Origin of the sequence: Burkholderia sp. Ap-955 (assembly GCF_011753045.1) — a bacterium.
GTDB classification, from domain to species: Bacteria; Pseudomonadota; Gammaproteobacteria; order Burkholderiales; family Burkholderiaceae; genus Burkholderia; species Burkholderia lata_D.
The window spans coordinates 32980-54663 of record NZ_VWWH01000032.1 but is presented as its reverse complement, the minus strand read 5'-3'; the positions used below and the strand labels follow the sequence as shown (position 1 = coordinate 54663).

The 21684-nt window shown below is 63.7% G+C and carries 26 protein-coding genes; 17 read left to right on the top strand and 9 right to left on the bottom strand.

Annotated features, from left to right (window positions below; all coding sequences use genetic code 11):
- Window positions 1-10 precede the first annotated feature (10 nt).
- Window positions 11-544, top strand: a complete 534-nt coding sequence (locus tag F3J15_RS18680; protein WP_240158858.1) for a hypothetical protein — start codon at window positions 11-13, stop codon at window positions 542-544.
- 19 nt (window positions 545-563) lie between these two features.
- Here F3J15_RS18680 and F3J15_RS18675 read toward each other — a convergent pair whose 3' ends face one another.
- Window positions 564-1511: a LysR family transcriptional regulator gene (locus tag F3J15_RS18675; RefSeq protein WP_166893318.1), complete on the bottom strand. Its 948-nt coding sequence runs from the start codon at window positions 1509-1511 to the stop codon at window positions 564-566.
- Between the two features lie 226 nt (window positions 1512-1737).
- Here F3J15_RS18675 and F3J15_RS18670 point away from each other — a divergent pair, with 226 nt between their 5' ends.
- Window positions 1738-2766 (top strand): DUF1338 domain-containing protein, encoded by a 1029-nt coding sequence (locus F3J15_RS18670; protein ID WP_166893316.1) that lies wholly within the window; start codon window positions 1738-1740, stop codon window positions 2764-2766.
- A gap of 379 nt (window positions 2767-3145) precedes the next feature.
- Window positions 3146-3451 carry a hypothetical protein gene (locus F3J15_RS18665; RefSeq protein WP_166893314.1) on the top strand — a complete coding sequence of 102 codons (306 nt, stop codon included), beginning with the start codon at window positions 3146-3148 and terminating at the stop codon, window positions 3449-3451.
- A gap of 106 nt (window positions 3452-3557) precedes the next feature.
- On the opposite strand, the gene F3J15_RS18660 is transcribed toward F3J15_RS18665, so the two are convergent.
- Window positions 3558-3812: a GlsB/YeaQ/YmgE family stress response membrane protein gene (locus tag F3J15_RS18660; RefSeq protein WP_205190863.1), complete on the bottom strand. Its 255-nt coding sequence runs from the start codon at window positions 3810-3812 to the stop codon at window positions 3558-3560.
- A 128-nt stretch (window positions 3813-3940) separates the two neighbouring features.
- Window positions 3941-4162, bottom strand: coding sequence for a hypothetical protein (locus F3J15_RS18655; RefSeq protein WP_083266045.1), 222 nt, complete (start codon window positions 4160-4162; stop codon window positions 3941-3943).
- On the opposite strand from F3J15_RS18655, the gene F3J15_RS18650 reads away from it, so the two are divergent.
- Window positions 4146-4352, top strand: coding sequence for a hypothetical protein (locus F3J15_RS18650; RefSeq protein ID WP_166893312.1), 207 nt, complete (start codon window positions 4146-4148; stop codon window positions 4350-4352). The genes F3J15_RS18655 and F3J15_RS18650 overlap by 17 nt on opposite strands.
- Window positions 4353-4364: 12 nt before the next feature.
- On the opposite strand, the gene F3J15_RS18645 is transcribed toward F3J15_RS18650, so the two are convergent.
- The 3 genes from F3J15_RS18645 to F3J15_RS18635 form a co-directional block, all read right to left on the bottom strand.
- On the bottom strand, window positions 4365-4562 hold the full coding sequence (locus tag F3J15_RS18645) for a CsbD family protein (protein ID WP_069250743.1): 198 nt from the start codon (window positions 4560-4562) through the stop codon (window positions 4365-4367).
- A gap of 54 nt (window positions 4563-4616) precedes the next feature.
- Window positions 4617-4967 (bottom strand): BON domain-containing protein, encoded by a 351-nt coding sequence (locus F3J15_RS18640; RefSeq protein WP_069250744.1) that lies wholly within the window; start codon window positions 4965-4967, stop codon window positions 4617-4619.
- A gap of 62 nt (window positions 4968-5029) precedes the next feature.
- Complete coding sequence (locus tag F3J15_RS18635; RefSeq protein ID WP_166893310.1) at window positions 5030-5194, bottom strand: hypothetical protein; 165 nt, start codon at window positions 5192-5194, stop codon at window positions 5030-5032.
- 367 nt (window positions 5195-5561) lie between these two features.
- Between F3J15_RS18635 and F3J15_RS18630 the strand changes: the two genes are divergently transcribed.
- From F3J15_RS18630 to F3J15_RS18610, 5 genes are all read left to right on the top strand, one after another.
- The gene (locus tag F3J15_RS18630) at window positions 5562-7094 is read left to right on the top strand and encodes a helix-turn-helix transcriptional regulator (RefSeq protein WP_166893308.1); all 1533 of its coding nucleotides are present in this window, start codon (window positions 5562-5564) and stop codon (window positions 7092-7094) included.
- A gap of 140 nt (window positions 7095-7234) precedes the next feature.
- A complete protein-coding gene (locus tag F3J15_RS18625) occupies window positions 7235-7426 on the top strand; it encodes a CsbD family protein (protein ID WP_069250745.1) in 192 nt (63 codons plus the stop codon).
- 418 nt (window positions 7427-7844) lie between these two features.
- Entirely contained in the window at window positions 7845-8996 is a 1152-nt protein-coding gene (locus F3J15_RS18620; protein WP_166893306.1) for a branched-chain amino acid ABC transporter substrate-binding protein, read from the top strand.
- A gap of 31 nt (window positions 8997-9027) precedes the next feature.
- Window positions 9028-9195, top strand: coding sequence for a hypothetical protein (locus tag F3J15_RS18615; RefSeq protein ID WP_166893304.1), 168 nt, complete (start codon window positions 9028-9030; stop codon window positions 9193-9195).
- Window positions 9192-10364, top strand: coding sequence for an FAD-binding oxidoreductase (locus tag F3J15_RS18610; protein ID WP_089486546.1), 1173 nt, complete (start codon window positions 9192-9194; stop codon window positions 10362-10364). The genes F3J15_RS18615 and F3J15_RS18610 overlap by 4 nt, the downstream gene beginning before the upstream one ends.
- A 113-nt stretch (window positions 10365-10477) precedes the next feature.
- Here the strand turns inward: F3J15_RS18610 and F3J15_RS18605 are convergent, their stop codons facing one another.
- Complete coding sequence (locus F3J15_RS18605; RefSeq protein ID WP_166893302.1) at window positions 10478-11659, bottom strand: serine hydrolase domain-containing protein; 1182 nt, start codon at window positions 11657-11659, stop codon at window positions 10478-10480.
- Window positions 11660-12024: 365 nt separating this feature from the next.
- Between F3J15_RS18605 and F3J15_RS18600 the strand changes: the two genes are divergently transcribed.
- Together F3J15_RS18600 and F3J15_RS18595 are read left to right on the top strand one after the other, a co-directional pair.
- Window positions 12025-13152: an aminotransferase class V-fold PLP-dependent enzyme gene (locus tag F3J15_RS18600; RefSeq protein WP_166893300.1), complete on the top strand. Its 1128-nt coding sequence runs from the start codon at window positions 12025-12027 to the stop codon at window positions 13150-13152.
- Window positions 13153-13328: 176 nt separating this feature from the next.
- On the top strand, window positions 13329-13739 hold the full coding sequence (locus F3J15_RS18595; RefSeq protein ID WP_166893298.1) for a GNAT family N-acetyltransferase: 411 nt from the start codon (window positions 13329-13331) through the stop codon (window positions 13737-13739).
- A 38-nt stretch (window positions 13740-13777) separates the two neighbouring features.
- Here the strand turns inward: F3J15_RS18595 and F3J15_RS18590 are convergent, their stop codons facing one another.
- Window positions 13778-15007 (bottom strand): peptidoglycan DD-metalloendopeptidase family protein, encoded by a 1230-nt coding sequence (locus F3J15_RS18590; protein ID WP_166893341.1) that lies wholly within the window; start codon window positions 15005-15007, stop codon window positions 13778-13780.
- Between the two features lie 463 nt (window positions 15008-15470).
- Between F3J15_RS18590 and F3J15_RS18585 the strand changes: the two genes are divergently transcribed.
- A complete protein-coding gene (locus F3J15_RS18585) occupies window positions 15471-16577 on the top strand; it encodes a NucA/NucB deoxyribonuclease domain-containing protein (RefSeq protein WP_240158866.1) in 1107 nt (368 codons plus the stop codon).
- A gap of 60 nt (window positions 16578-16637) precedes the next feature.
- Window positions 16638-18680 carry an SMI1/KNR4 family protein gene (locus F3J15_RS18580; protein WP_240158874.1) on the top strand — a complete coding sequence of 681 codons (2043 nt, stop codon included), beginning with the start codon at window positions 16638-16640 and terminating at the stop codon, window positions 18678-18680.
- Between the two features lie 123 nt (window positions 18681-18803).
- On the opposite strand, the gene F3J15_RS18575 is transcribed toward F3J15_RS18580, so the two are convergent.
- Entirely contained in the window at window positions 18804-19262 is a 459-nt protein-coding gene (locus F3J15_RS18575; RefSeq protein WP_166893296.1) for a GNAT family N-acetyltransferase, read from the bottom strand.
- Window positions 19263-19886: 624 nt separating this feature from the next.
- On the opposite strand from F3J15_RS18575, the gene F3J15_RS18570 reads away from it, so the two are divergent.
- From F3J15_RS18570 to F3J15_RS18555, 4 genes are all read left to right on the top strand, one after another.
- Complete coding sequence (locus F3J15_RS18570) at window positions 19887-20276, top strand: VOC family protein (RefSeq protein ID WP_166893294.1); 390 nt, start codon at window positions 19887-19889, stop codon at window positions 20274-20276.
- Between the two features lie 76 nt (window positions 20277-20352).
- A complete protein-coding gene (locus F3J15_RS18565; protein WP_166893292.1) occupies window positions 20353-20559 on the top strand; it encodes a hypothetical protein in 207 nt (68 codons plus the stop codon).
- 82 nt (window positions 20560-20641) lie between these two features.
- A complete protein-coding gene (locus F3J15_RS18560) occupies window positions 20642-21145 on the top strand; it encodes a hypothetical protein (protein ID WP_166893290.1) in 504 nt (167 codons plus the stop codon).
- A 28-nt stretch (window positions 21146-21173) separates the two neighbouring features.
- Window positions 21174-21641, top strand: a complete 468-nt coding sequence (locus F3J15_RS18555; protein WP_166893288.1) for a hypothetical protein — start codon at window positions 21174-21176, stop codon at window positions 21639-21641.
- Window positions 21642-21684 lie beyond the last annotated feature (43 nt).

Here is a 21684-nt window from a genome sequence, read left to right as displayed (position 1 = left end):
CCGGGTGACAATGCGGGTCTTCGTCACGATGACCCGCACCTCACTGCCCATGATCCGCCAATCGATTGATGTGTCGAGCCTGATCGGCCGCGCCAGCGTGCTGTGCGCGGTGTGGTGGCTGGCTTGTGGCGCGGCCGCGGCGCACGCGCAGACGATCCCGGCCGACGCCGAACCCGAATGCCATTCGGTGTACGTCGGCCGTGCGATCACGTTGTCGGGCCGTTACTTAGTCGATTACGGCGACGAAGAGAGTGGGGAGGACGTGTGGTTCGAGGAGGACGACGCATCGGCGCGGCGCCTGCCGGACCGTTCGCAACGCGCGGGTGTGATCCGGTTCACGAACCAGCGCGATGCACGGCGCAGTCTGCGGCTCCCCGCCGCGCAGCCCGTTGGCGTATGCCGCTTCGACGGGCGTGCAACGGTCGTGATCCGCGATCTGGAAACCGTGTGCCCAGGGCTGGAAGAGCCCGATCACGCGCGGCTGGTGAAGGTGGTGAAGGCCAGCCAGCCGACGCGATACGCATGCGAGGCCACCGCGCCATGAGGCTGGCGCGACCGCGCCGTTACTCGACGTCCTCGTCGTCCACCATATCGCCGCCATCCGCGTCGAAACCGGGCGCCGCATACGCGCTCGCCTGCTCGAGCAGCCAGCCGCGAAACAGCTCCAGCGGCTTGCTGTGGCTGAGTTCCGTCGGATACACGAGGTAGTACGCGGAATCGCCGACCGTCGCCGCGTCGCACGGCACCACCAGCCCGAGCTGCTGCAACTGTTCCTCGACGAAGAACTTCGGCACGAGCGCGATGCCGAGCCCGGCCGCGGCCGCGCTGATCAGCATCGTGTGCAGCTCGTAGCGCACGCCCTGCATCGTGCGGATGTCCTCGACGCCGTGCGTCTCGAACCACTGCGCCCATGCGCCGGGGCGCGTCGTCGAGTGCAGCAGCGGGTAGGCGAGCAGATCCTCGACGCTTTGCACGGGCCCGTCGAGCAGCGCCGGCGAGCAGATCGGCACGACTTCCTCGCCGAACAGGTAGTCGGACGACGTGCCGGGCCAGGTCGGCTTGCCGTAGTGGATCGCGGCCTCGAAGTGGGTGTCCTCGAACGAGAACAGGTCGGTGCGGCTGCCCATGTTCACGCGCACGTCGGGCGTGCGGTCGTAGAAGCTCTTGATGCGCGGGATCAGCCAGTGCGACGCGAAGGTCGGCAGCACCGCCAGCTCCAGGTAGCCGCCGCCGCTGCCGTGCGCGATGATCGACAGCGTGTCGCGGTCGAGCGCCTCCAGCGCGCGCCGCACCTGCGTGCCGTACAGCTTGCCGGCGCGCGTCAGCACGACACGCTGCTTCACGCGGGCGAACAGCCGCACGCCGAGGCTCGCTTCCAGCGTCGCGATCTGGCGCGATACCGCGCTTTCGGTCAGGAACAGCTCCTTGGCCGCGTGCGTGAAGCTTTCGTGGCGCGCGGCGGCTTCGAAAGCCACGAGCGCGCCCATGTTGGGAATCTTGAATTTACGCATGATGTTCGATTCGTCTGACGATCAGGCCCATACGGCACAAGGCGGAAGGCGAGGGCGGGCAACAGCCAATAATTCCAAAAACTCATCACATATCAATTTAATCTCGCTTTACGCCCGGCCGCAACCCTTTGAATAATGCTCCCCACGCAAGGTCAGGCGCCCGTGGGGCGGCCGGCCGACGAGTTGCCGGCACGTTTGCCGGCGGTCCCCCGAGACGAGAATCCTGATGCGCAATCCGAATATCGAGAGCTTGCTGACGAAGTTGCTGGGACAGGCGAAGACCGACGCCCTGTTCTCGACCCTGAACATGCCGGCCATCCTCGAAGAATGGGAAGACGGCGTCGTGACGCGCGCGGAAATCGCGCAGGCGATGAACATGGCGCTGTTCGAAGGGCTGCTCGAACGTTCGGCGAACGGCCGTGCGTATACGGCCGACGCGGTCGAAAGTGGCGGCTCGGTCTATTTCGACCACGGCGCGCTGCGCACGGTGCGCTGGCCGCACACCGGCGCGCTGCCGCCGGGCGAGGCCGCGTTCACGCGCATCCTGCGTCCGCTGGGCTTCCGCCTGAACGGCCGTTACCCGCTCGACAAGCTCGGCATGACGGGCCGCGCGTATGCGCATGAAGACGCACCGGACGAAATCGCGCAGTTCTTCGTCAGCGAACTGCATCCGGAACGTTTCTCGAAGGAATTCCAGCAGGCCGTGACGAACGTCGTGAGCACGTCGCGCGATCCGCTGTCGCCGGCGGCCGTCGCGCTGCTGTGGGAAGTCGAGCGCGAAGGCTGGCTGTCGCCGGAGGCCGCGCACGCGCTGCTGCCGGAGATCGTGGGCGCGTTCGCACGCCAGCACGACGTCCCGAACGAACTCGACTACGAGACGCTGCTGATGGAATCGGCGGAAATGGCGTGGATCGCGACCGAAGGCAATGCGTTCAATCACGCGACCGACCGCGTCGCCGACGTGTTCAAGCTGTCCGACGACGAGAAGGCGAAGGGCCGGCCGATGAAGCCGGAAGTCGAACGCTCGCGCTCGGGCCGCGTGTTCCAGACCGCGTATCGCGCGGATACCGTCGAGCGCGAATTCCGCACGCGCGACGGCGGCACGGTGAAGCGCAACGTGCCGGGTTCGTTCTACGAGTTCATCACGCGCAAGCGCACGTTCGACCAGGCGGCGCGCCGCTGGGTGACCGACCTGCGTTTCGATGCGGGCAACGCGCAGGGCATCTTCAAGATGACGGCGAACGCGGCGAAGTAACGAAAGGAAAGCGGGGGGCTGCGCCGGCCGCGACCGATTAGCCGGCGCACGCATGCACCGAGGCCTGAAGCGCCCTGCGAATGCAGGGCGTTTGCCATTTCGGGTGTGGGCCGTCATGGACGCCACGGCCGGGCGCGCGGGTTGACACGACCTCGAAAATCTCATCGAGCCGTGTCATATCCGCCGGTACGGGACGACAAACGTCTCGCCAGTCGAACCATCATTCATCAGCCGATTCGTCGTAGCACTTGTCTCGATCACCTGGTCGATTGATTGGACGAGGTCTTGATGTCAGCTGGCAGTTCATGACACACGCTCAGGAAACCCGTGCATGCGACACGGGCGCTTCCCGACGTCCTTTCTTGACAGGAGAACCCGGATGAACCCGATTCGCAAGCTCATGCTGTGTGGCGCCATTCCGTTCCTGCTCGTCGCCGGTGCGGCACAGGCAGACGGTGGTGGCATTGGTCGCAGCGGCACCTACATGTCGCATACCAGCGACTGGACCATGATGATGATGGACAAGCTCACACCCGAGCAACGCACTCAGGCCATCGGCATTCAGCAAAAGATGATGGCGATGGAAATGGAGCATAACGAAGCAATGGCGAAGATCCAAATGCAGTACGACAAGCAAATGATGGCCTTGCAGAGCCAGTTGCTCGAACTCTACAAGGGGCACTAAGTGTGGCGAGCCCGGTGTCGAACGCCGGGCTCGTCCATTTGACATGAGACGCTTCTTGTCGTTTCCACCGCACGCCAGCCGTGAGTCCGGCGCGCTGAATGACCCGTCACGTTGCGCGATGGAACTGGCGGATCACGAGCAACAGGATCACGGCACCGATGAGCGCGATGACGATCGAACCGAGCATCCCGCTGAAGCCGATACCGAGCAACCCGGCGAGCCAACCGCCGATCACCGCGCCCACGATGCCGACAACGATGTCGACGACCAGGCCGAAACCGCCGCCCTTGACGAGTACGCCCGCGAGCCAGCCGGCGATGGCGCCGATGATCAGCCATACGATCAAGCCATGCATATCCATGTACGATCTTCCCCTTGGATTGGCGAAATTGTTGTAAATCCGGTGGTCATGTCCTTACCGGTGGCATCGCGCACGCGGCGCAACGCCGGCCGTTCCGAAGAACGTTGACCGGCCTCGTCGTGACGCATTCATTGCGACGCGGCCGTTGCCGCGCTTGCCGCCTTGGCTTTCTTTGCCGCGTGGTGATGGCCGATTGCGCAACCCGCAGCGGCACCCATCGCCCCGTGGTGCCCTGCGACATGGCCGGCGACTCCGCCCACGGCCGCGCCTTTCAGGCATCCTGCTGCATGTCCCGGGATCGAAGCGGTCAGCAACGCGATGCAGGCTGCCGAAATGGAAAGGAATTTCATTGGTCATCTCCCTGAAAAGCGAGTCGTATTGTTCGGCTTTATCGAGCGGATACGGTCAGAAGATGTGCGTGATCAGATAGAACAGCAGCAGCAGCCCGACCGGCACGCCGAGCAGCCAGGCGATCAGGTATTTACCCATGTCGTCGTCCTGATGGCCGCGACGCCGTTGGGGCCGCGGCGGTTGTATTGAAGCGCTATCGCGTTACAGCTCGCGGTCGAATTCCTTCAACTGCTTCTCGGCTTCATCGCGGGCGATCCCGTAACGCTCCTGGATCTTGCCGGTCAGATACTCGCGATTGCCGTCGGCCACCTTCAGGTCGTCGTCGGTCAACTTGCCCCACTTGGCCTTCAGCTTGCCGGAGAGTTGCTTCCACTGGCCCTTGATCTTGTCCTCGTTCATCGTGTGCTCCTTGTCATGCAGGGATAAAAGCGCGGCGGCTGCCGCGCCGGGAGGTCAGGCCTTTGCCTTCAGGCCGGATGCGTCGACGTGCTTCACGCCCTTGACTGCGCGCGTGACGGCGATAGCCTTCTTCACGGCGACCTTCGTCGGCAGCACGCCGGTGAGCGTGACGACGCCGTCGACCGTCTTCACGCTGATGTCAGTGCTCTTCACGCCCTCCGTGGTCGCGAGTTCCCCTTTCACCTTGGTCGTGATCCACGTGTCGGTGACAGGCTGGTTCGATTCGGCCGTCATGCCGCTGTCGGTAGACGAGGCCTGTGCCTGTGCGTTCGTGAGCGGTGCGGCGCAAAGCAGGAAAGCCGCACTGGCGGCGAGCAGCGTCGAAAGGTGCGAGGTCTTGTTCATTGATGTTCTCCTTCGATTGGCGTGGTGAATGGATTGACGACCGAGCACGGCGCGTGCCCGGATCAATGGGCGATCGGCGTGTCGTAGCCGGGCTCGCGCGGCGGTATGTCCGGGCGCGGCACGTCGGGCGGTACCGGGACCGGCGGATCGGTGCCGGGCGGCGGTTCGGGCGGGCTGTCAGGCGGCGGTTCGGGCCGCGTCGGATCGGGTGTCTGATGCAGCTTCATCGTGCTTCTCCTCTGCGGGTCGGAAGGCAGCGCATGAGCGCCGATGCAGTACCAGCGTACCGATGCAAACTTGCATGGACATCGCGCAAATTCACCTGATCGGCTAGTGCGTTTGCACGGGGCGTCGTGAAGGGGGAGGGGAACCGTCTGGGGCGGCGCGCGGAAAGCAGGCGCAGTGGATGCTTCCGGGATCGGCGGGATGCCGCACGGTCGCGGCAGGCCGTACGAATGTACTATGACGAATAGTGCATCCGCGCCTGTCGTGCACCGGTGCGGCACGCGATCATCGCCACACGCGCGGGCCGGCGCGTGTCGACGAAGCGGCAACCGGGCCGGCCGTCATGTTGACGACATGGACAACCATTCGATGAACGAACAGGTAAACGAACAGGCGCTGAAGTCGCATACCGACCGGCGCCAGCTGCACCAGATCATTGCGGGGCTCACCGAGGGTGTGATCCTGATCGAGCCCGATCAGCGGATCGTCTGGGCGAACGAAGCCGCGCTCGCGATGCATGGCGTGACCGAGCTGACGGCGCTCGGCGCGACCGTCACCGACTACCGCGAGCGCTTCCGGCTGCGCTACCGGAACAACCACCCGGTGCGTGACGGCCACTATCCGATGGATCGCGTGATCGCGGGCGAGAAGTTCAGCGACGTGACGGTCGAAGTCGAATCGGCCGCCGACGAAACCGTGAGCTGGGTTCACCGCATCCGCAGCCTCGTGCTGACGAATGCGGCCGGCGAGCCCGACTGCCTCGCGCTCGTGCTGCACGACGCGACCGAATGGGCGAGCGCCGAGGAGCGTTTCGAGCGCACCTTCAATGCGAACCCGGCGCCGGCCGTGATCTGCCGGCTCGACGACCTGCGCTACGTGAAGGTCAACCAGGGCTTTCTCGACATGACCGGCTACGCGAGTGAAGACGTGCTCGGCCGCTCGGTGTACGAGATCGACGTGCTCGACCAGGCCGACCGGCGCGACCTCGCGATCGAGCGGCTCGGCGAAGGCGCGACGATCCCGCAGATGGAGGCTGTGCTGAAGCTCGCGGACGGCAGCACGAAGGCCGTGGTGGTCGCCGGGCAGCCGATCGACATGAACGACGAGGCGTGCATGCTGTTCACGTTCATGGATCTCGAGCCGCGCAAGCAGGCCGAGCGCGCGCTGCGGCAGAGCGAGGAACGCTTCGCGACGGCGTTCCGGATGGCGCCGGTCGCCACCGCGATCGTCACGGCAGACCGCTTCGAATTGCTCGACGTGAACGACGCGTTCGCCGCGATGACGGGCCACGCGCAGGATGACCTGCTCGGCAAATCCGCGGACGAGATCGGGCTGTGGGCCGAACGCGGTGCGTGGCAGCGCATCGAAGGCCGGCTCGCACGCGACGGCAACGTGCGCAACGCCGACGTGCAGATCCGCACGCGCGAAGGCGACGTGCGCGATTGCGTCGTGTCGGCCGATCCCGTCGCGATTCACGGGCGCGACTGCCTGCTCGTCGCGCTGCTCGACATCAGCGATCGCAAGCGCACGGAGATGGAGCTCGTCTACGCGATCGAAACGGCGATGCAGGATGCGTCGTGGTTCAGCCGCACGCTGATCGAAAAGCTCGCGAACGTGCGGCGCGCGAATGCGCCGGATGCGGGCGCGCAGCTGTCGGACCTGACCGCGCGCGAGCGCGACGTGTTCGACCTGCTGTGCCATGGTCTCGCCGACAAGGAAATCGCCGGCCGCCTCGGGCTTGCGCCGAACACCGTGCGCAATCACGTCGCGACGATCTACGCGAAGCTCGACGTGCACAGCCGCGGCGAGGCGATCGTATGGGCGCGCGAACGCGGGATCGTCGGTGCGGCCGAAGCGAATGGCGTGCGTGGCGAGAAGGGCGGCGCGAAGGACAAGGACTGACGCGGTCAGTACGAATGCACCAGAGGCGCTGGTGCATTCGCATCTGCCGCGCGCGGCGCCCGCTTGCGATCCTGTCCACTCGGCGGTGCGGCGCAGGCCGTTGCATCGTCGGCTCTCCCCAACCATCGCAGGAGACGACCATGGACAGGAATCGCATCGAAGGTAAGCTCAAACAAGTCAAGGGTTCGGTCAAGGAAGCGCTCGGCAAGGTCACGGGCGACCGCGAAACGGAAGCGGAAGGCGTCGCTGAACAAGAGGCCGGCAGGATGCAGGAGCAGGCCGGCGAGGCGGCCGATGCGGTGCGCAAGCAGACGGGCACCGATCGGCACTGACCGATGACGCGGCGCCGTGGGCGTCGCGATGGCCGGCCGGGCGTCATTGCAACGATGATGCGCCGCCGGCATGACCACGGCCGGCCTTGATGGCCGGGCGCCGGCGCGGCATTCCTCGGTAGCGATTTACCCGCGGCCCACCGTTGCGCGGGCCGCGGGCCGCCCGCGAACGCGGAACTTGATGACAAATCCTCACAACATAGTTCCGATATTTCGTTTGCTGCACGGGTATTGGCTACCCACAATCCATTCACCTCTTTCGCGATGAAAGGCTCTTCGGAGACGGAGCCGCGGCGATCGACCGGCCGGCAGGGGCGTTGCATGACGCGCCGCCGGCGGACGACATGACCGGCACGCGAGAGGTTGCCGACGCGCGGCAGTCGCGCGTTGCATCCCGGCCCCCAGAACAAGGATTGTCATGACGTTCCGCATTCGTTCGCTTTCCGGCGTCGCATTGACCGCCGCGATCCTCGCGCTCCAGACGGGCGCGGTTCACGCGCAGGAGACGGTCGTCAAGGTCGGCGTGGCCGGCCCGCTGACGGGCGGCGGCGCCGCCTACGGCAAGGACATCGAGAACGGCGTGCGCATGGCCGTCGACGAAGCGAATGCCGCGCATACGACGGTGGGCGGCAAGCCCGTGAAGTTCGTCGTCGCGTCGCAGGACGACCAGAGCGATCCGCGCACCGGCGTGCAGGCCGCGCAGCAGCTCGCCGACGCGCAGGTGGCCGTCGTGATCGGCCACTTCAACTCGGGCACGACGCTGCCCGCCTCGAAGATCTACGCGAAGGCCGGCATTCCGATGATCACGCCGTCGGCGACCAATCCCGACATCACGCGCGCCGGGCTCGGCACCGTGTACCGCGTGATCGCGACCGACACGCAGAACGCCGGCAACGCAGGCGCGTATGCAGCGAGCGTGACCAAGGCGAAGCGCATCGCGATCATCGACGACCGCACCGCGTTCGGCCAGGGCGAAGCCGACGAATTCGAGAAGTCGGTGAAGGCGAATGGCGGCACGATCGTCGCGCGCGAATTCACGAACGACAAGGCGGTGGACTTCAGCGCGCAGCTCACGAAGATCAAGAGCACCAACGCCGATCTCGTGTTCTTCGGCGGGCTCGACGCACAGGCCGCGATGCTCGTGAAGCGCATGCGCCAGCTCGGCATCCGCGCGCAGTTCCTCGCGGGCGGCGGCGTGATGAACGCGAACTTCATCAAGCTGGCCGGCAATGCGGCGGAAGGCTCGTCCGTGTGGGAATACGGGCAGCCGCTGGCGCGTCTCGCGAAGGGCAAGGCGTTCGAAACGAAATTCAAGCAGAAGTACGGCATCGACATGCTCGCGTACGCGCCGTTCGCGTACGACGCGACGTGGATCGCGATCAACGCGATGCAGAAGGCGAACTCGACGAAGCCGGCCGATTTCAACGGCGCACTGAAGGGCACGCGCTTCGACGGCATCACGGGCACGATCGCGTTCACGAACACGGGCGACCTGAAGAACCCGAGCTCGACGCTGTATGAGGTGAAGAACGCCGCGTGGCAGCCCGTCACGACGAAATCGGCGGATTGAACGCAACCCGCGCGCGCGGACTTTCGCGGCGATGCCGGACGTGCTGAAATGCCATCAGCGATCGGTGACGATCGTGGCGCACGCCGGTGTGGCAGCCGCACCGGTCTGCCCGCGCGACGCCGCGCGTGACGCGGCACAAACAACCCACGGGCGGGGCCGGCTGGCCGCGCCCAATCTGTGCAACTGGAGTCAGTCGTGAGTTCTCAAGTCGTCATCGTCGGCGGTGGTGTGATCGGCAGCTCGATCGCCTATTTCCTGCGCGCCACCGATCCCACGGTTTCCGTGACCGTGATCGAGCGCGACCCCACCTATGCGCGATCGTCGTCGGCGTTGTCGGCCGCGTCGATTCGCCAGCAGTTCTCGACGCCGCTGTCGATCGAGATGTCGCTGTTCGGCATCGAGTTCCTGCGCACGATCGGTGAACGCCTCGAAGTGGATGGCCACCAGCCGTCGATCGACCTGCACGAAGGCGGCTACCTGTTCCTCGCGACGCCGGCCGGCGATGCGACGCTGCGCGAGAACCACGCGCTGCAGACGAGCCTCGGCGCGGACATCCGGCTGATGGATCGCGATGCGCTGCGCGCGAAGTTTCCGTGGCTGAACGTCGACGATCTCGTGTCGGGTGCGTACGGCGTGAGCGGCGAAGGCTGGTTCGACGGCTACGGGCTCGTGCAGGCGCTGCGCAAGAAGGCGCAGGCGCTCGGTGCGCGCTATGTGCCGTCCGATGTGAAGGAGGTGGTGCGTGACGGCCACAGGGTGACGCACGTGGTCACGGCCGACGGCGAACGCTATGCGTGCGACACGCTCGTCAACGCGGCAGGGGCGTGGACCCGCACGCTGTCGTCGATGATGGGCATCGACATCCCCGTGTATGCGCGGCGCCGCAGCATCTTCAACGTGTCGTCGCCGGCGAAGCTCACGGATTGCCCGCTGCTGATCGATCCGACCGGCGTGTATTTCCGGCCGGAAGGGCGCACGTATATCTGCGGGACGTCGCCGAGCCCGGACCGCGACCCGGACGACCTGCCGCTCGACGAAGTCGACCACGACCTGTTCGACGAGGTGATCTGGCCGACGCTCGCGAACCGCGTGCCGGCGTTCGAGGCGCTGCGCGTGGAGAACTGCTGGTCCGGGTACTACGAGTACAACGTGTTCGACCACAACGCGATCATCGGGTATCACCCGGAACTCGACAACGTCGTGTTCGCGAACGGCTACAGCGGCCACGGGCTGCAGCAGGGGCCGGCGACGGGGCGCGGCGTCAGTGAACTCATTCTGGGCGGGCGTTACGACACGCTCGACCTGTCGACGCTCGGCTGGGCGCGGGTGCTGGAAAACCGGCCGATCGTCGAAAAGAACGTCGTGTAGCGCGGCGTGACCCGCCCGGTGTGGTGGGCGGGATTCTCCTTGTGTCTCAACTCATTGGCCCGACTGTGTCGGGCCTTTTTTGTTGCGCGTGCAATTGCATGCAATTGCGCGGGTCAGCCGACGCCGTAGACCGCGTCGCGCAGATCGAGCGTGTACGGGCCGTTCATTCCTTCGTAAAGCGTGTTCGACAGCGACACGACGGTGAGCCCTTGTGCGCGGTCGACGAACCACGAATGACCGTAGACACCGCCCCAGCGCCACGTGCCCGGGGACTCCGGCGACAGCGCCGCGCGCGGGTCGCGCAACACGGAAAACCCGATTCCGTACCCCGCGCCGGGCAGGTCGGGCAACGCGAGGTTGCCGGTGTGGATGCGGCCCATCTCGTCGACCAGCTCGGCCGGCAGAATGGCGCCGCCACCCGCGCGCAACGTGTCCAGCACGTTCAGCACGTCAGCGGCGGTGCCGACCATCCCGGCGCCGCCTGATGCGAACGCATCCTTGTCGAGCGCGCGCGATGGCGAGTACGTCACGCCGACGGAGCCTTCGTAGATGGGCACGGCTTCGTTCTCGGCGAGCCGGTGCGGCCGCGGCGTGTCGTTGACGTATGGCGTCGCGAGCCGCGCGGCGTCGCGTGCGATGAATCCCGTGTCGCGCGTGCCGAGCGGGCGGAGCACGAGCGCATCGACTGCATCGGCGAGCGGCAGCCCGGTGACGGCCTCGATCACCGCTCCAACGACGTCGATGGAGAGCGAATAGTTCCAGCCGGTACCGGGTGCGTACTGCAACGGCACGCTCGCGATCCTGCGCATGTTTTCGGCAAGCGTGATCGATGCGCCGTCGAGCCCGTCGGAGACGCCTGCGCGTGCGTACGGGCCGGTCGCGTCGGCTTCCGCGTAGCGATAGCCGAGGCCAGCGGAATGCGTGAGCAGGTGGCGCACCTTGATTACCGGCACGCTGCCGTCACGCAGCGCCGGACGGAATTCGGGCAGCCAGCGCGTGACGTCGTCGTCGAGCGACAGCTTGCGCTGTGCGACGAGCGCCATGGCGGCTGCCGCGACGATCGGCTTCGTCACCGACGCGAGCCTGAACAGCGTGTCCTCCTGCATCGGCGTGCGTGCTTCGCGGTCGGCGAACCCGGCCGCGCGGCGATAGACGAGCTCGCCGTCGCGTGCGACCAGGACGACCACGCCGACGAGGCGTTGCATGTCGAGTTGACGGGACAGTACCGCATCGACGCGCTCGGCAAGCGCGGGATCGGCCGACGGCTGCCGTGATGATGCTCGGTTGGGGATCATCGAAGACTCTGTCGTGAAGGGGGAGCCGACATGGTAGGCGGCACGCGGCGGGCGTGCCATTTATCCATACGTGGAACAGGGCTTCGCGGGCATCGTGCGCTGCAACGGCCGGCATGGACGGCCACCGGGCGGGCGATTCAGCCGGGGGCCGCGGCGGCGGCGTTGCAGCGCGGCGCGTCGGCTGGCGGCGGCGCCACGTCACACCTGCACGGGTCGGCCGACAAAATATGCCCCAAGCGGCGCGCGGCCTTCGTTAGAATCTGCTTTCGTCGAGAAAATAACGCAATTGCATGGGTGCATCGCGGTATCGCATCACGGACACTGCTCGCCCAGATTCCATCGTTCATCTTTTACTGGAGGCGAGCATGCCAGGTTTACTTCCCGATGTTGACCGCGAGGGGCTCCTCGAATATTCGGTGGTGTACACCGATCGCTCGGTCAACCATATGTCGCAGCGCTTTCAGGGCGTCATGCGCGACATCTCCGGCACGCTGAAGAAGGTCTACAACGCGAAGTCCGTCGTGATCGTCCCCGGCAGCGGGACGTTCGGCATGGAAGCCGTCGCGCGGCAGTTCGCCACCAACAAGAAGTGCCTCGTCATCCGCAACGGCTGGTTCAGCTTCCGCTGGTCGCAGATTTTCGACATGGGCAGCATTCCGTCCGAAACCACGGTGCTGAAGGCGCGCCCGGTCGAAGCGGGACGGCAGGCCGCCTATGCGCCGGCCCCGATCGACGAAGTGGTCGCCGCGATCAACGCGCACAAGCCGGATCTGGTCTTTGCGCCGCACGTCGAAACCGCGTCCGGGATGATGCTGCCCGACGGGTATCTGCGCGCGGTGTCCGACGCCGTGCATGCGGTCGGCGGCATGTTCGTGCTGGATTGCATCGCGTCCGGCACGGTGTGGGTCGACATGCAGGCGAGCGGCGTCGACATCCTGATCAGCGCGCCGCAGAAGGGCTGGAGCGCGTCGCCGTGCTGCGCGATGGTCATGCTCAGCGAGCTTGCCCGTGAACGCATCGATGGCACGACCAGCACCAGCTTCGCGTGCGATCTGCGCAAGTGGCTGCAGATCATGGAAGCCTATGAAGGCGGCGGGTTCGCTTACCACGCGACGATGCCTACGGACAGTCTTGCGACGCTGCGCGACGTGATGAAGGAAACCGAGACGTACGGCTTCGACAAGGTGAAAGAGGAGCAACTCGAGCTGGGCAAGCGGATTCGTGCGTTGCTGGCCGAGAAGGGTTTCCGGAGCGTGGCGGCGGAAGGGTTCGAGGCGCCGGGTGTCGTGGTCAGTTATACGGACGACGACGGGATTCGATCCGGGAAGAAGTTCGCCGACGTCGGCTTGCAGATCGCGGCTGGCGTGCCGCTGATGTGCGACGAGGGGGAGGATTTCAAGACCTTCCGCCTCGGACTGTTCGGCCTCGACAAGCTGCATGATGTCGATGGCGCGGTTGCGCGGTTCTCGGATGCGCTGAACCGGATTCTTTAAGGCGCTTCGCGGAGTGGGCGAGGCAGTGGACGGTGGGTACGTGCGACCGTGGTCTACTGTCTCGCTGGATGGATGGTCATGGTCTTGTCCGATGCGCGCGTTCGGGTTCATGGTTGGTGTACCCATGCACAGCGAGGTCGGTCCATTGGCCTGTACGGTCAACCTGAAGGGCTCACATGGAATATGTCGTTCGACAGGAAGTCCCGTCGGTATCCGACTACATCGGCATTCGTCTTGCTGCGGGGCTGAGCAGAAAGTCGGAACAGGCCGCGACGATCGGGTTGAAGAATGGACTCTTTAGCGTCGTGGCTTACTGGGATGGTGTCCCGATCGGAATTGGCCGGGTAATCGGTGACGGCGGCTGTTTCTTCGAGATCGTCGATATCGCGGTGTTGCCCGCTCACCAGAAGAAAGGCGTGGGCGACCTGATCATGCGGGCACTCATGGGCTACGTTCACGAGCATGCGCCGCCGACCGCCTATGTCAGCCTGATGGCGGATCACGGGACACCGAAGTTCTACGAGCGCTACGGTTTCAAACCGTCGCTGCTGCCCGAGAAGGCGGGGATGTTTCTGCGCATTGCGTGACGTTGGGGCGTCGTAGTCCCTGTCGCGGTGCGCCCGCGCTAATTCACGCATTCCGGCACCACAGGGTCGTTGCTGCCCGTGTAGACGAATCCGTCGGAGATCCATTGATTCGATTCGAGTCGATACCAAAGCCGTGTGGCGCCCCAGTTGCCATTCACGGAATCGCCGTACTTGTGGCAGGCGAGCTGCACGGTGCGCCCATTCTCGAGCGAACCGACGACCGGCGCCGACAATGAAGGCGCGCTGCGCAGATTGGCCGGACCCGGTGCCTGTACACGCGCGCTGACGGGCGTGGACGGATCGCCGGAATCCGCGCTCCCGTAGTTAACCAGCCATGCCTGCGGAGAGACGCGTCGCTGATTGCGAACCGCGTATCCGGAATACGGCGAAGTGCCTTCGAAGAATTGCCAGCCGCCGATCGTCATGCCATTGACGGACACGTCATTGCCATCCTTGCTCAATGAAAAGTGAACATGCGGCCCCGTCGTTTGTCCGCCGCACGGCAGGCCGTTTCCGACGCTGCCGAGATATTCCCCCTGACGGACCCGCGTACCGCTGTTCAGCGACGTCAGCTGGACCATGTGGTAATAAGTCGTCGCATAGCCATTGTCGTGAACCACCTTCACGATGGCGCTGCCGTCGCGCTCGCAGCTCTTGTAAAGATAGCCGTCTCGCGCCGCCAGCACGCGGCCGTTGCCACCCGAGAAATCGAGGGAGTTATACGGCCTGCTTTGTCCGGACCAGCCGTGTGCACCGCCCGTCCAATACCACCCGGCATTCAGTTCCCACGGCAACGCAAGGCCCGGTTGCGGCAATGCAGCCGATCGTGGTGCAAGCGATGGGCGTCTCGACGCCAGATTTTTCCGCTCGTCGGCCGCGAGCAGCGTGGGGGGCGCCGCATCGAGCAATTCTCCGAACTTGCTGCTGCCCTCCACACCCGAGATCCATCGGCCATTCACGTTGCGCGCGATGAACAGCTTCGTGACGGGATCGCCGGATTCATCCTCGCGCAGGATTTGTGTCGTAGTGCCAAATACCCATCCGGAAGCGTCGTCGGTTTTTATTGCCTCGACCAGGCTGTCGTCCGACCGGGCCGGCAGTGTCAACGTCCTAGCCGATCGGGATGCGAGCGCCTGCCCGATCGAGCGTTGCAACGACGTCTCGATTGGCGCCGCATGAGCGATTTCGGCAAGGCTGGCCGCAATCAGCAGGATGCCAATGAAGTATTGATTCGAATTCGACGCAGAACGATCTAATAAATTGCGCATGGTCAAATGAACCACGAAGAGGGTTTGTAAGAAGTTCATGACGGCGCCAGCAAGCCTACATCATTCTCCAGTCATTGCAAGGTAAATGAAATATATCCGGGTGTATTTTTAAATTGACTGATTCAGATGAAATTGTTGATGCGATAGTTTCAAAGTGATTCGACCACTCTGGAAACTGGAATCGATTGATCTGGAATCTCCATACGGGGTAGCCTCAAAACACCATCCATGCGCAGCCTCGTAGCGAACCGCGTCGTGAGCTGCTTTGATCGATAAAGGATTCAAAAACTGTCGAATTGGATTGGATCGTTTATGAAAAAGAAACGATCGGGATGGGGTCTTGTTAATATCATTTACATCTTCCTGACAAATATAACAGTTTGTTTTCAATCGAATCGAGATTCAAATTGAGCCGCGGAAAAAATAAATCATTTCGATTGATGAAATTTCAGGAGGGGATGTGATGCATCGAATGCTGTTTGGCCGGCTGTGTGCCGGTGCGCTCGTGCTTGCGACGGCGATGCCTGCCCACGCGGAAAGCGCCACGGACGTTTCGCCCGTCTGCACGACGGTCCGGACCGAAACGAGCAAGAATGCGCTGTTGAGCCGGACCAGTTACTGCCAGAAAACCGAGCCGCTCGTCTATGTCGCGATAGACGGCCAGAACAATGAAATCGGCCGGGTGGCGATTGATGCCTATGCGTATTCCGACAATCCGTCGAACCAGCTCGCATGGCCGGTGACGTTCCGCTTCCGCACGCGCGTGCTGTCCGGCAATCCGCCCGGCCTGATGATCAAGCCGATCGTCGAATGCGGCTCCGATTGTACGGTTGCGGCCAATGCCGGCGTGCCACTCGCCCTTGGCGGGCTGTCCAACGAGCTATCGGTGATGATCACGCCCAACATGGGATCCGGTAATCCGCTCAGGTTCAGTCCGACGCTCGAGTACCGGGTGGCCAAATCGGGAGACTCGTTCGAGAACGGCGCAAGCATGAATCCCTACGCGGGCGCCGGCTATATTCCCAACATTCGATGTGACGTCGCGCTCGTCAAGAGCAACTCGCAAGGATGCATCTACTCGGACGCACCGGCAGTCCTTCGCACTATCGTCGCCACGAATCCCGACGTCGACGAATCCGCGATCCATATACGCGAGGCGCAAGCTGCCGGCCGTCCCGGCAAGTTCGTACCGATGGGGGATGGCACGATCTTTCCGGATACCTTTGCGTCCAAGCCGCTGACACGCACCCGCGACGCAGCACTCCGGCGGGCCAATCGGGACACGTCCAAACAGCAATGCGTCGCGAAATTCGGCGCGGTCACTGGCCAGTGCACGTTCACCGGTGATCCGGACGAAACGCCGTCCGATTGCGATTGCGACGAGTATCCGTTTGCCTCGACAGAGGAAGGCGCATCGAGGGATCCGGAAGTATCGGTCAAGCGTATCGATGCGAGTGATAATCGACGTGCGGGCGCTTTCCTCGGCAATTTCTATTTGAATCAGCGCGTGCTCGACCAGGAGCAGTTTTACGTCGATGTCGGTTCTCCGCAGCCTGCGGCAAAACGTTAAGCCACGGGCGACGATAACCGTACCTGTGCCGTGGTTCGCAGGCCTCCTTCGAACCACGGCATGACAACACCCATCACCATGAACGATCACGAGAACTTCCCCTTCTGGCTCGACCAGCCCTACAAGCTCTGCCGACGGGTCGTGCCGGGCGCGATGCAATCCGAGACGATTCCGGTCGAGGATGCGCTGACGCGCGTGACGGCGGCGGACGTTTTCGCCCCCGAGAATGTTCCGCCCGTTCCGCTTGCTGCGGTCGAAGGCTATGCGTTGCGTGCATCCGATACCGCGCATGCGACGCGTGGCGCACCGGCTGAGCTGGACTTCCAGTTCAGCCGGCGCGCGCTGGCCTCGCCGGCTGGCAGTCCGGCGGCTCGCGCAATCGGCGCGCAGTGTGCGGTCGATGTCCCACCCTATTTCCCGCTGCCGGAAAATGCCGACACCGTCGTGCCGAAAAGCGACCTCGAGGTTTCGTACCGTGGCGCTCGATCGTTTCTGTTGCTGCACGCGCCGCTATCCGCCGGCCAGCATGTGATCGCACCGGGCAGCGAATTTCGGCAAGGCAGCCTGCTCCTGCCCAGGGGCAGCCGGATAACGGCCGAACGGCAGATCGCGCTGACGGCCGCAGGCGTACGCGACATCGAGGTGACGAAGCGGCCGCGCATCGGCGTGGTGATCGTCGGGTATGAGCAGTGCGTACCCCGCACCGCGCGCGAGCACTGGCAGCGGCTCGACACGAGCGGACCGTACATCCGGGCGGTACTGCAGCGCTGGGGATACGAGGTGGGTTCGGTCGAGTACATCGAGCCGCCGGACATGGCACGGCCGCCGCTTGACGTGCAGCAGAACGAATACGCGTTCAAGAAGAAACTGGCCGAGCTCGCGCAGCGTTACGACCTGATCGTCGGTGCCGGGCTGCCTGCCGTGCCGCCCTTTCGGAATCTGGGGCTGAATATGCCGTTGGTGTACGCCTACGACGAAACGACTGTCGACATCGAGCAAACGCCAGCCGATCGCTTCAACTTCGGACGTAGCGACAATCGCTCGCCGCCGAAGAAAACCATTCTGACGCTCACGCGCCCGGACGGTACGCAAGGCGGGATGACGGTCCTGACCAGCTACGATCAGGCCACGCTGATCAACCTGCCGGGCCACACGAGCGCAGTGGCGATGCTGATGCACGCGATCATGCCGCGCGTGCTCGATTTGCTCGAGCATGCTGCAACGCCGGGGCCTCATTGGGAGTCCGGCATCGTCGACCACGGCGTCGAGCGCGATGCCCGACTGAACGCGATGCGATGGGGCAGTCTGCATCGTGGCGTCGACGGAAATCTGGTCGTCCGCCTGTTGCCGTCCGAAGGCGACGGGCTGATCGGCGGCGTCGTTCGTGCCGATGTGCTCGTCGCGATCCCCGCTGCGGAAGGCCCCATGGCAGCAGGTTCGTCCGTGCTGTTCCTGCGTCTCGACCGCGACCTCGCCAGTGAACCGCCGCGCTCCGTGGCGGAGGCATCCGTCGACGCAGCGTCACCACCGTCGCCGGTGGTCGACGCCCGCGTGTCGACCCGCGATATCGACGACGCACGCGGCATCGATCTTCGCGAAACATGGCAACGGCTCGAAGCAGCCTTCGCCGCCGATGCGTCACGTCTGCCGGGGGGCCTCAACGGGCCGGCGTCCGACGATGAGATCGCAGCCTTGCAGACTGCGCTGGGAACGCGGCTGCCTGACGCATTCGTCGACAGCCTGCGCATTCACGATGGCCAGGCCGATTCGGGGGATGAATTTTCCGGAAGTGATGCGCTGCTGAGCGCGCGCGAGATCCTCGCGCAATGGCGTATCTGGAAAGGTCTCGTCGACGGAGGCGATTTCGACGGTATGGAATCGGAGCCGGATCCAGGCGTCGCGGACGACTGGTACAACCTGAAGTGGATTCCATTCACGCATGACGGCAGCGGCAACCATCTGTGTATCGACCTCGATCCCGCGGAAGGCGGTTGCTCCGGACAAGTGATTCGGGTCTGGCATGATGACGCGCGGCGCGAGCGCATTGCGGAGAGCTTCTCGGCGTGGCTTGCCCGCGTCGCCGACGAGGGGCACTCAAGCTGAGCACTCGCTGAGCATGAGGGTGGCGGGGTGTGAGCCGCTACGTTGATGCGCATGCTCCAAGGGCAATGCCGGTGGCCCTTGGGGAAGCGCTTGTCTGCGCAGGGCAGACGGGCGTTTCGTGCGCTACCGGGTCAAGCAGTACAAGACGTCAGGGCAGCCTTCCTCATTCCTGCTTCCATCGCTGTATGCGATCGCCACGAACCCGTGCCGCTCATAAAACGCAGCGGCATCGCGATTCATCTGGAACGTGTAGAGCTGGAGCCTGCCAACCGTCTGTGACTTCACCGATTCCAGCAGGGAAGACCCGATCCCTTGTCGCTTGAATTCGGGGCACACGTACAACTGGTCAAGCCATGCCACGCCGTCCGTGACAACGTGCGCGGCCATGCCGACTATGCAGTTATCGTTCACGGCAACGGTAACGTTGCCCGACGGAACAAGCAGGTTGGCAATCCAATCGCGGACAGCGGCTTCAGAGTGTGCGAGCGGCGCATACGATGCCAGTGTGTTGCGCGACCGTAGATAGACTTCGGCCACCTCAGCGGCATCCGCAGCAATCGCTCGACGCAGGATCAAGGGCATGTATCGGCCGCTCCGAAATCGTCAAAAGGTGCACAACGATAGCAGCGCGGAATCGAACTTCCAAGATCGCGGAAGCATGGCGCTGAAACCGGCGAGACCGGAAGTTCAGTGCGACGTATCGAGTGTGCGGCGCAGCGAATCGGCAGCGAGATCCCGTCACCGATTCGCTGTTTCATTCCGGGATTCCCGGGCCTCGACATTCCCGTATCATCTGTCCGATTCGCCGGGATCTCACGACCGGGCGATTCCGCACAAACGAGAGGACGAGCGATGAAGGTCGAAGGGCGCGGCCATTCTCTTGCCGACCATGCCGGCGGGCGGGTCACCCGATGCGCCTGTTTCGCAGTAGTCTTTTCTTTCGGAATCCTTCCAGACTGCCTGTCGATCGACGATCGGTCACAGCTTCGTGCGCGATCGCCCGGTGTCGCCAGCATCACGATGACGTTGTGCAGCACGCCGTGACCGCTCGATGAGGGGTGAGCATCCCGCTCGTGGGTCCGACTGTGTCGGGCCTTTCTTGTTCGGTCGCGCAGGGGATGTCGGCGACGGCTGCGTGTGGCAACATCGCGGTGATTTCCACATTCCATCCGGGTGCCGGCAGACCCATCTATCCGAGGGGGAGTCATGTTTGACCATGTCAAATTCGGCGTGACCGACTTTGCAGCGAGCAAGGCGTTTTTCCTGAGCGCACTTGAACCGCTTGGCGTCGTGGTGCAGGGGGAGGGCGAGCCTTCGTACGGCATCGAGATCTCTCCGCCGGGCAAGCCTTCGTTGTGCCTGTTCCAGACGTCGGAGAAACCGGCCCATCTTCACATTGCGTTCGTGGCCGACAACCGGCAGCAAGTCGACGCGTTCTATCGCGCGGCGCTGGCGGCGGGCGGGAAGGACCATGGCGCGCCGGGGCTGCGGCCGCACTATCACGCGAATTACTACGCGGCGTTCGTCATCGGGCCGGATGGGCACAATATCGAGGTGGTGTGTCATCAGGCGGAGGGGAGCGCTTCGGGCGACTGATCGCTGTCATTCAAACCAAGACATGAGCGAACGCACGCGACACGCACGCGACACGCACGCAACCGAGCATTCCGCGATGAGTGAAATCACCATTGATTGGCCTTTTTATCTCGTCGTGCTTGGAACTGGCATGGAATACTGGCCCGTGACGCTTTGTGTCGGCGTGGTTGGAGTGTATTTCGGGGTGACTCGCCTGCGCGGCGCATGGCGAGTTGCCGGCCTCTTCATTGCGCTCTTGTTCATCGTTGATGCTGGCGCCGGAATTTACTTGTCCGTGGGTTAGCGTTCAGGCAAATCACGCAGGACCTGGAATCGAGTTGGCATCTGGCTGACTCGATACCCATCTCGAATCGGAATACTTGCCCTTGCGAAAATATCTGCTGCTTGTGGTTCTCGTGTTGTATGCGTTCGATGCATCCGCACAGTTTCCCTTTTCTCAACCGCCATTCTTTGGCCAGCCCAAACCTCGCTTTGGTCTGGGCATGATTTTCAGTTTTCCGGCTCCGTCCGCCGACGAGTCGCGTGAGGAAACCTCCGAGTTTTGCGTGCAGACTGCCGTATCCGCCTTGATGCGCTTCGACGATTTTCTCGTCGCAAGCACGTCGTCGATTCTGCCGAGTTCGCCGATCGCTCCGCAGCAATTGCCGAGAGTCTTTCCCGCATTTCCTGGTGTGAATCACTCACCGACTACTTACTACCTGAACCGTAACCGGTGCGTGCGAGGATACGAAGCTTTGAAAGAGGTGGCGGTCGACATGCCCACGGTCGAGCATCTGTATGCGGGATTGATGCAGTGTGAGCAAATCTACGGCCGCGAACAGATCGCCAATCATGCGCTCTGCGTTGCTGCGATTGCAGGGGCCAAATAGTCGTTGCGTCATCAGAACCAGAACAAGCATGCGAGCCGAACTGCGCGACCCCGTCGACCACGACAAGCTTCAGCTGCTGCTGCCGTTGACGAGAGCGGTGTTCCTGCTGCACGAGAACGGACACGACTACGTCGCGAAGTTGCAGCAGATTTCCCGATTGCTTGGCAACGCCATCGATCAAATCGACGTGCTCGGCGCGTTTGGTTCGACGAGTGCCGACGAATTTGCGAAGCGGCTGGCAATCGACTGGCATGCCGTACCGACCGATCTGTCGGAGCCGGAGCTTCTGGAGTTGCTTGATGCAGTCTGCGCGTGTCGCGGAGACGAGACGCTGATCGACTACTGGGTTCGATGTCTGTCGGTCAACACCGGCGATGGCCGCATTTCGGACCTCATCTTCTGGCCGGAAGCCTATTTCGGCGCAACGTACGACGGACGAGCGCTTGCGCCGGCCGAGATGCTGGAGGTCGTGCTCCGCAAGCGGCGTATGGAATGAAACCGGTGATGATTCTTGGCAATAACCGGCCAGATCATCGACA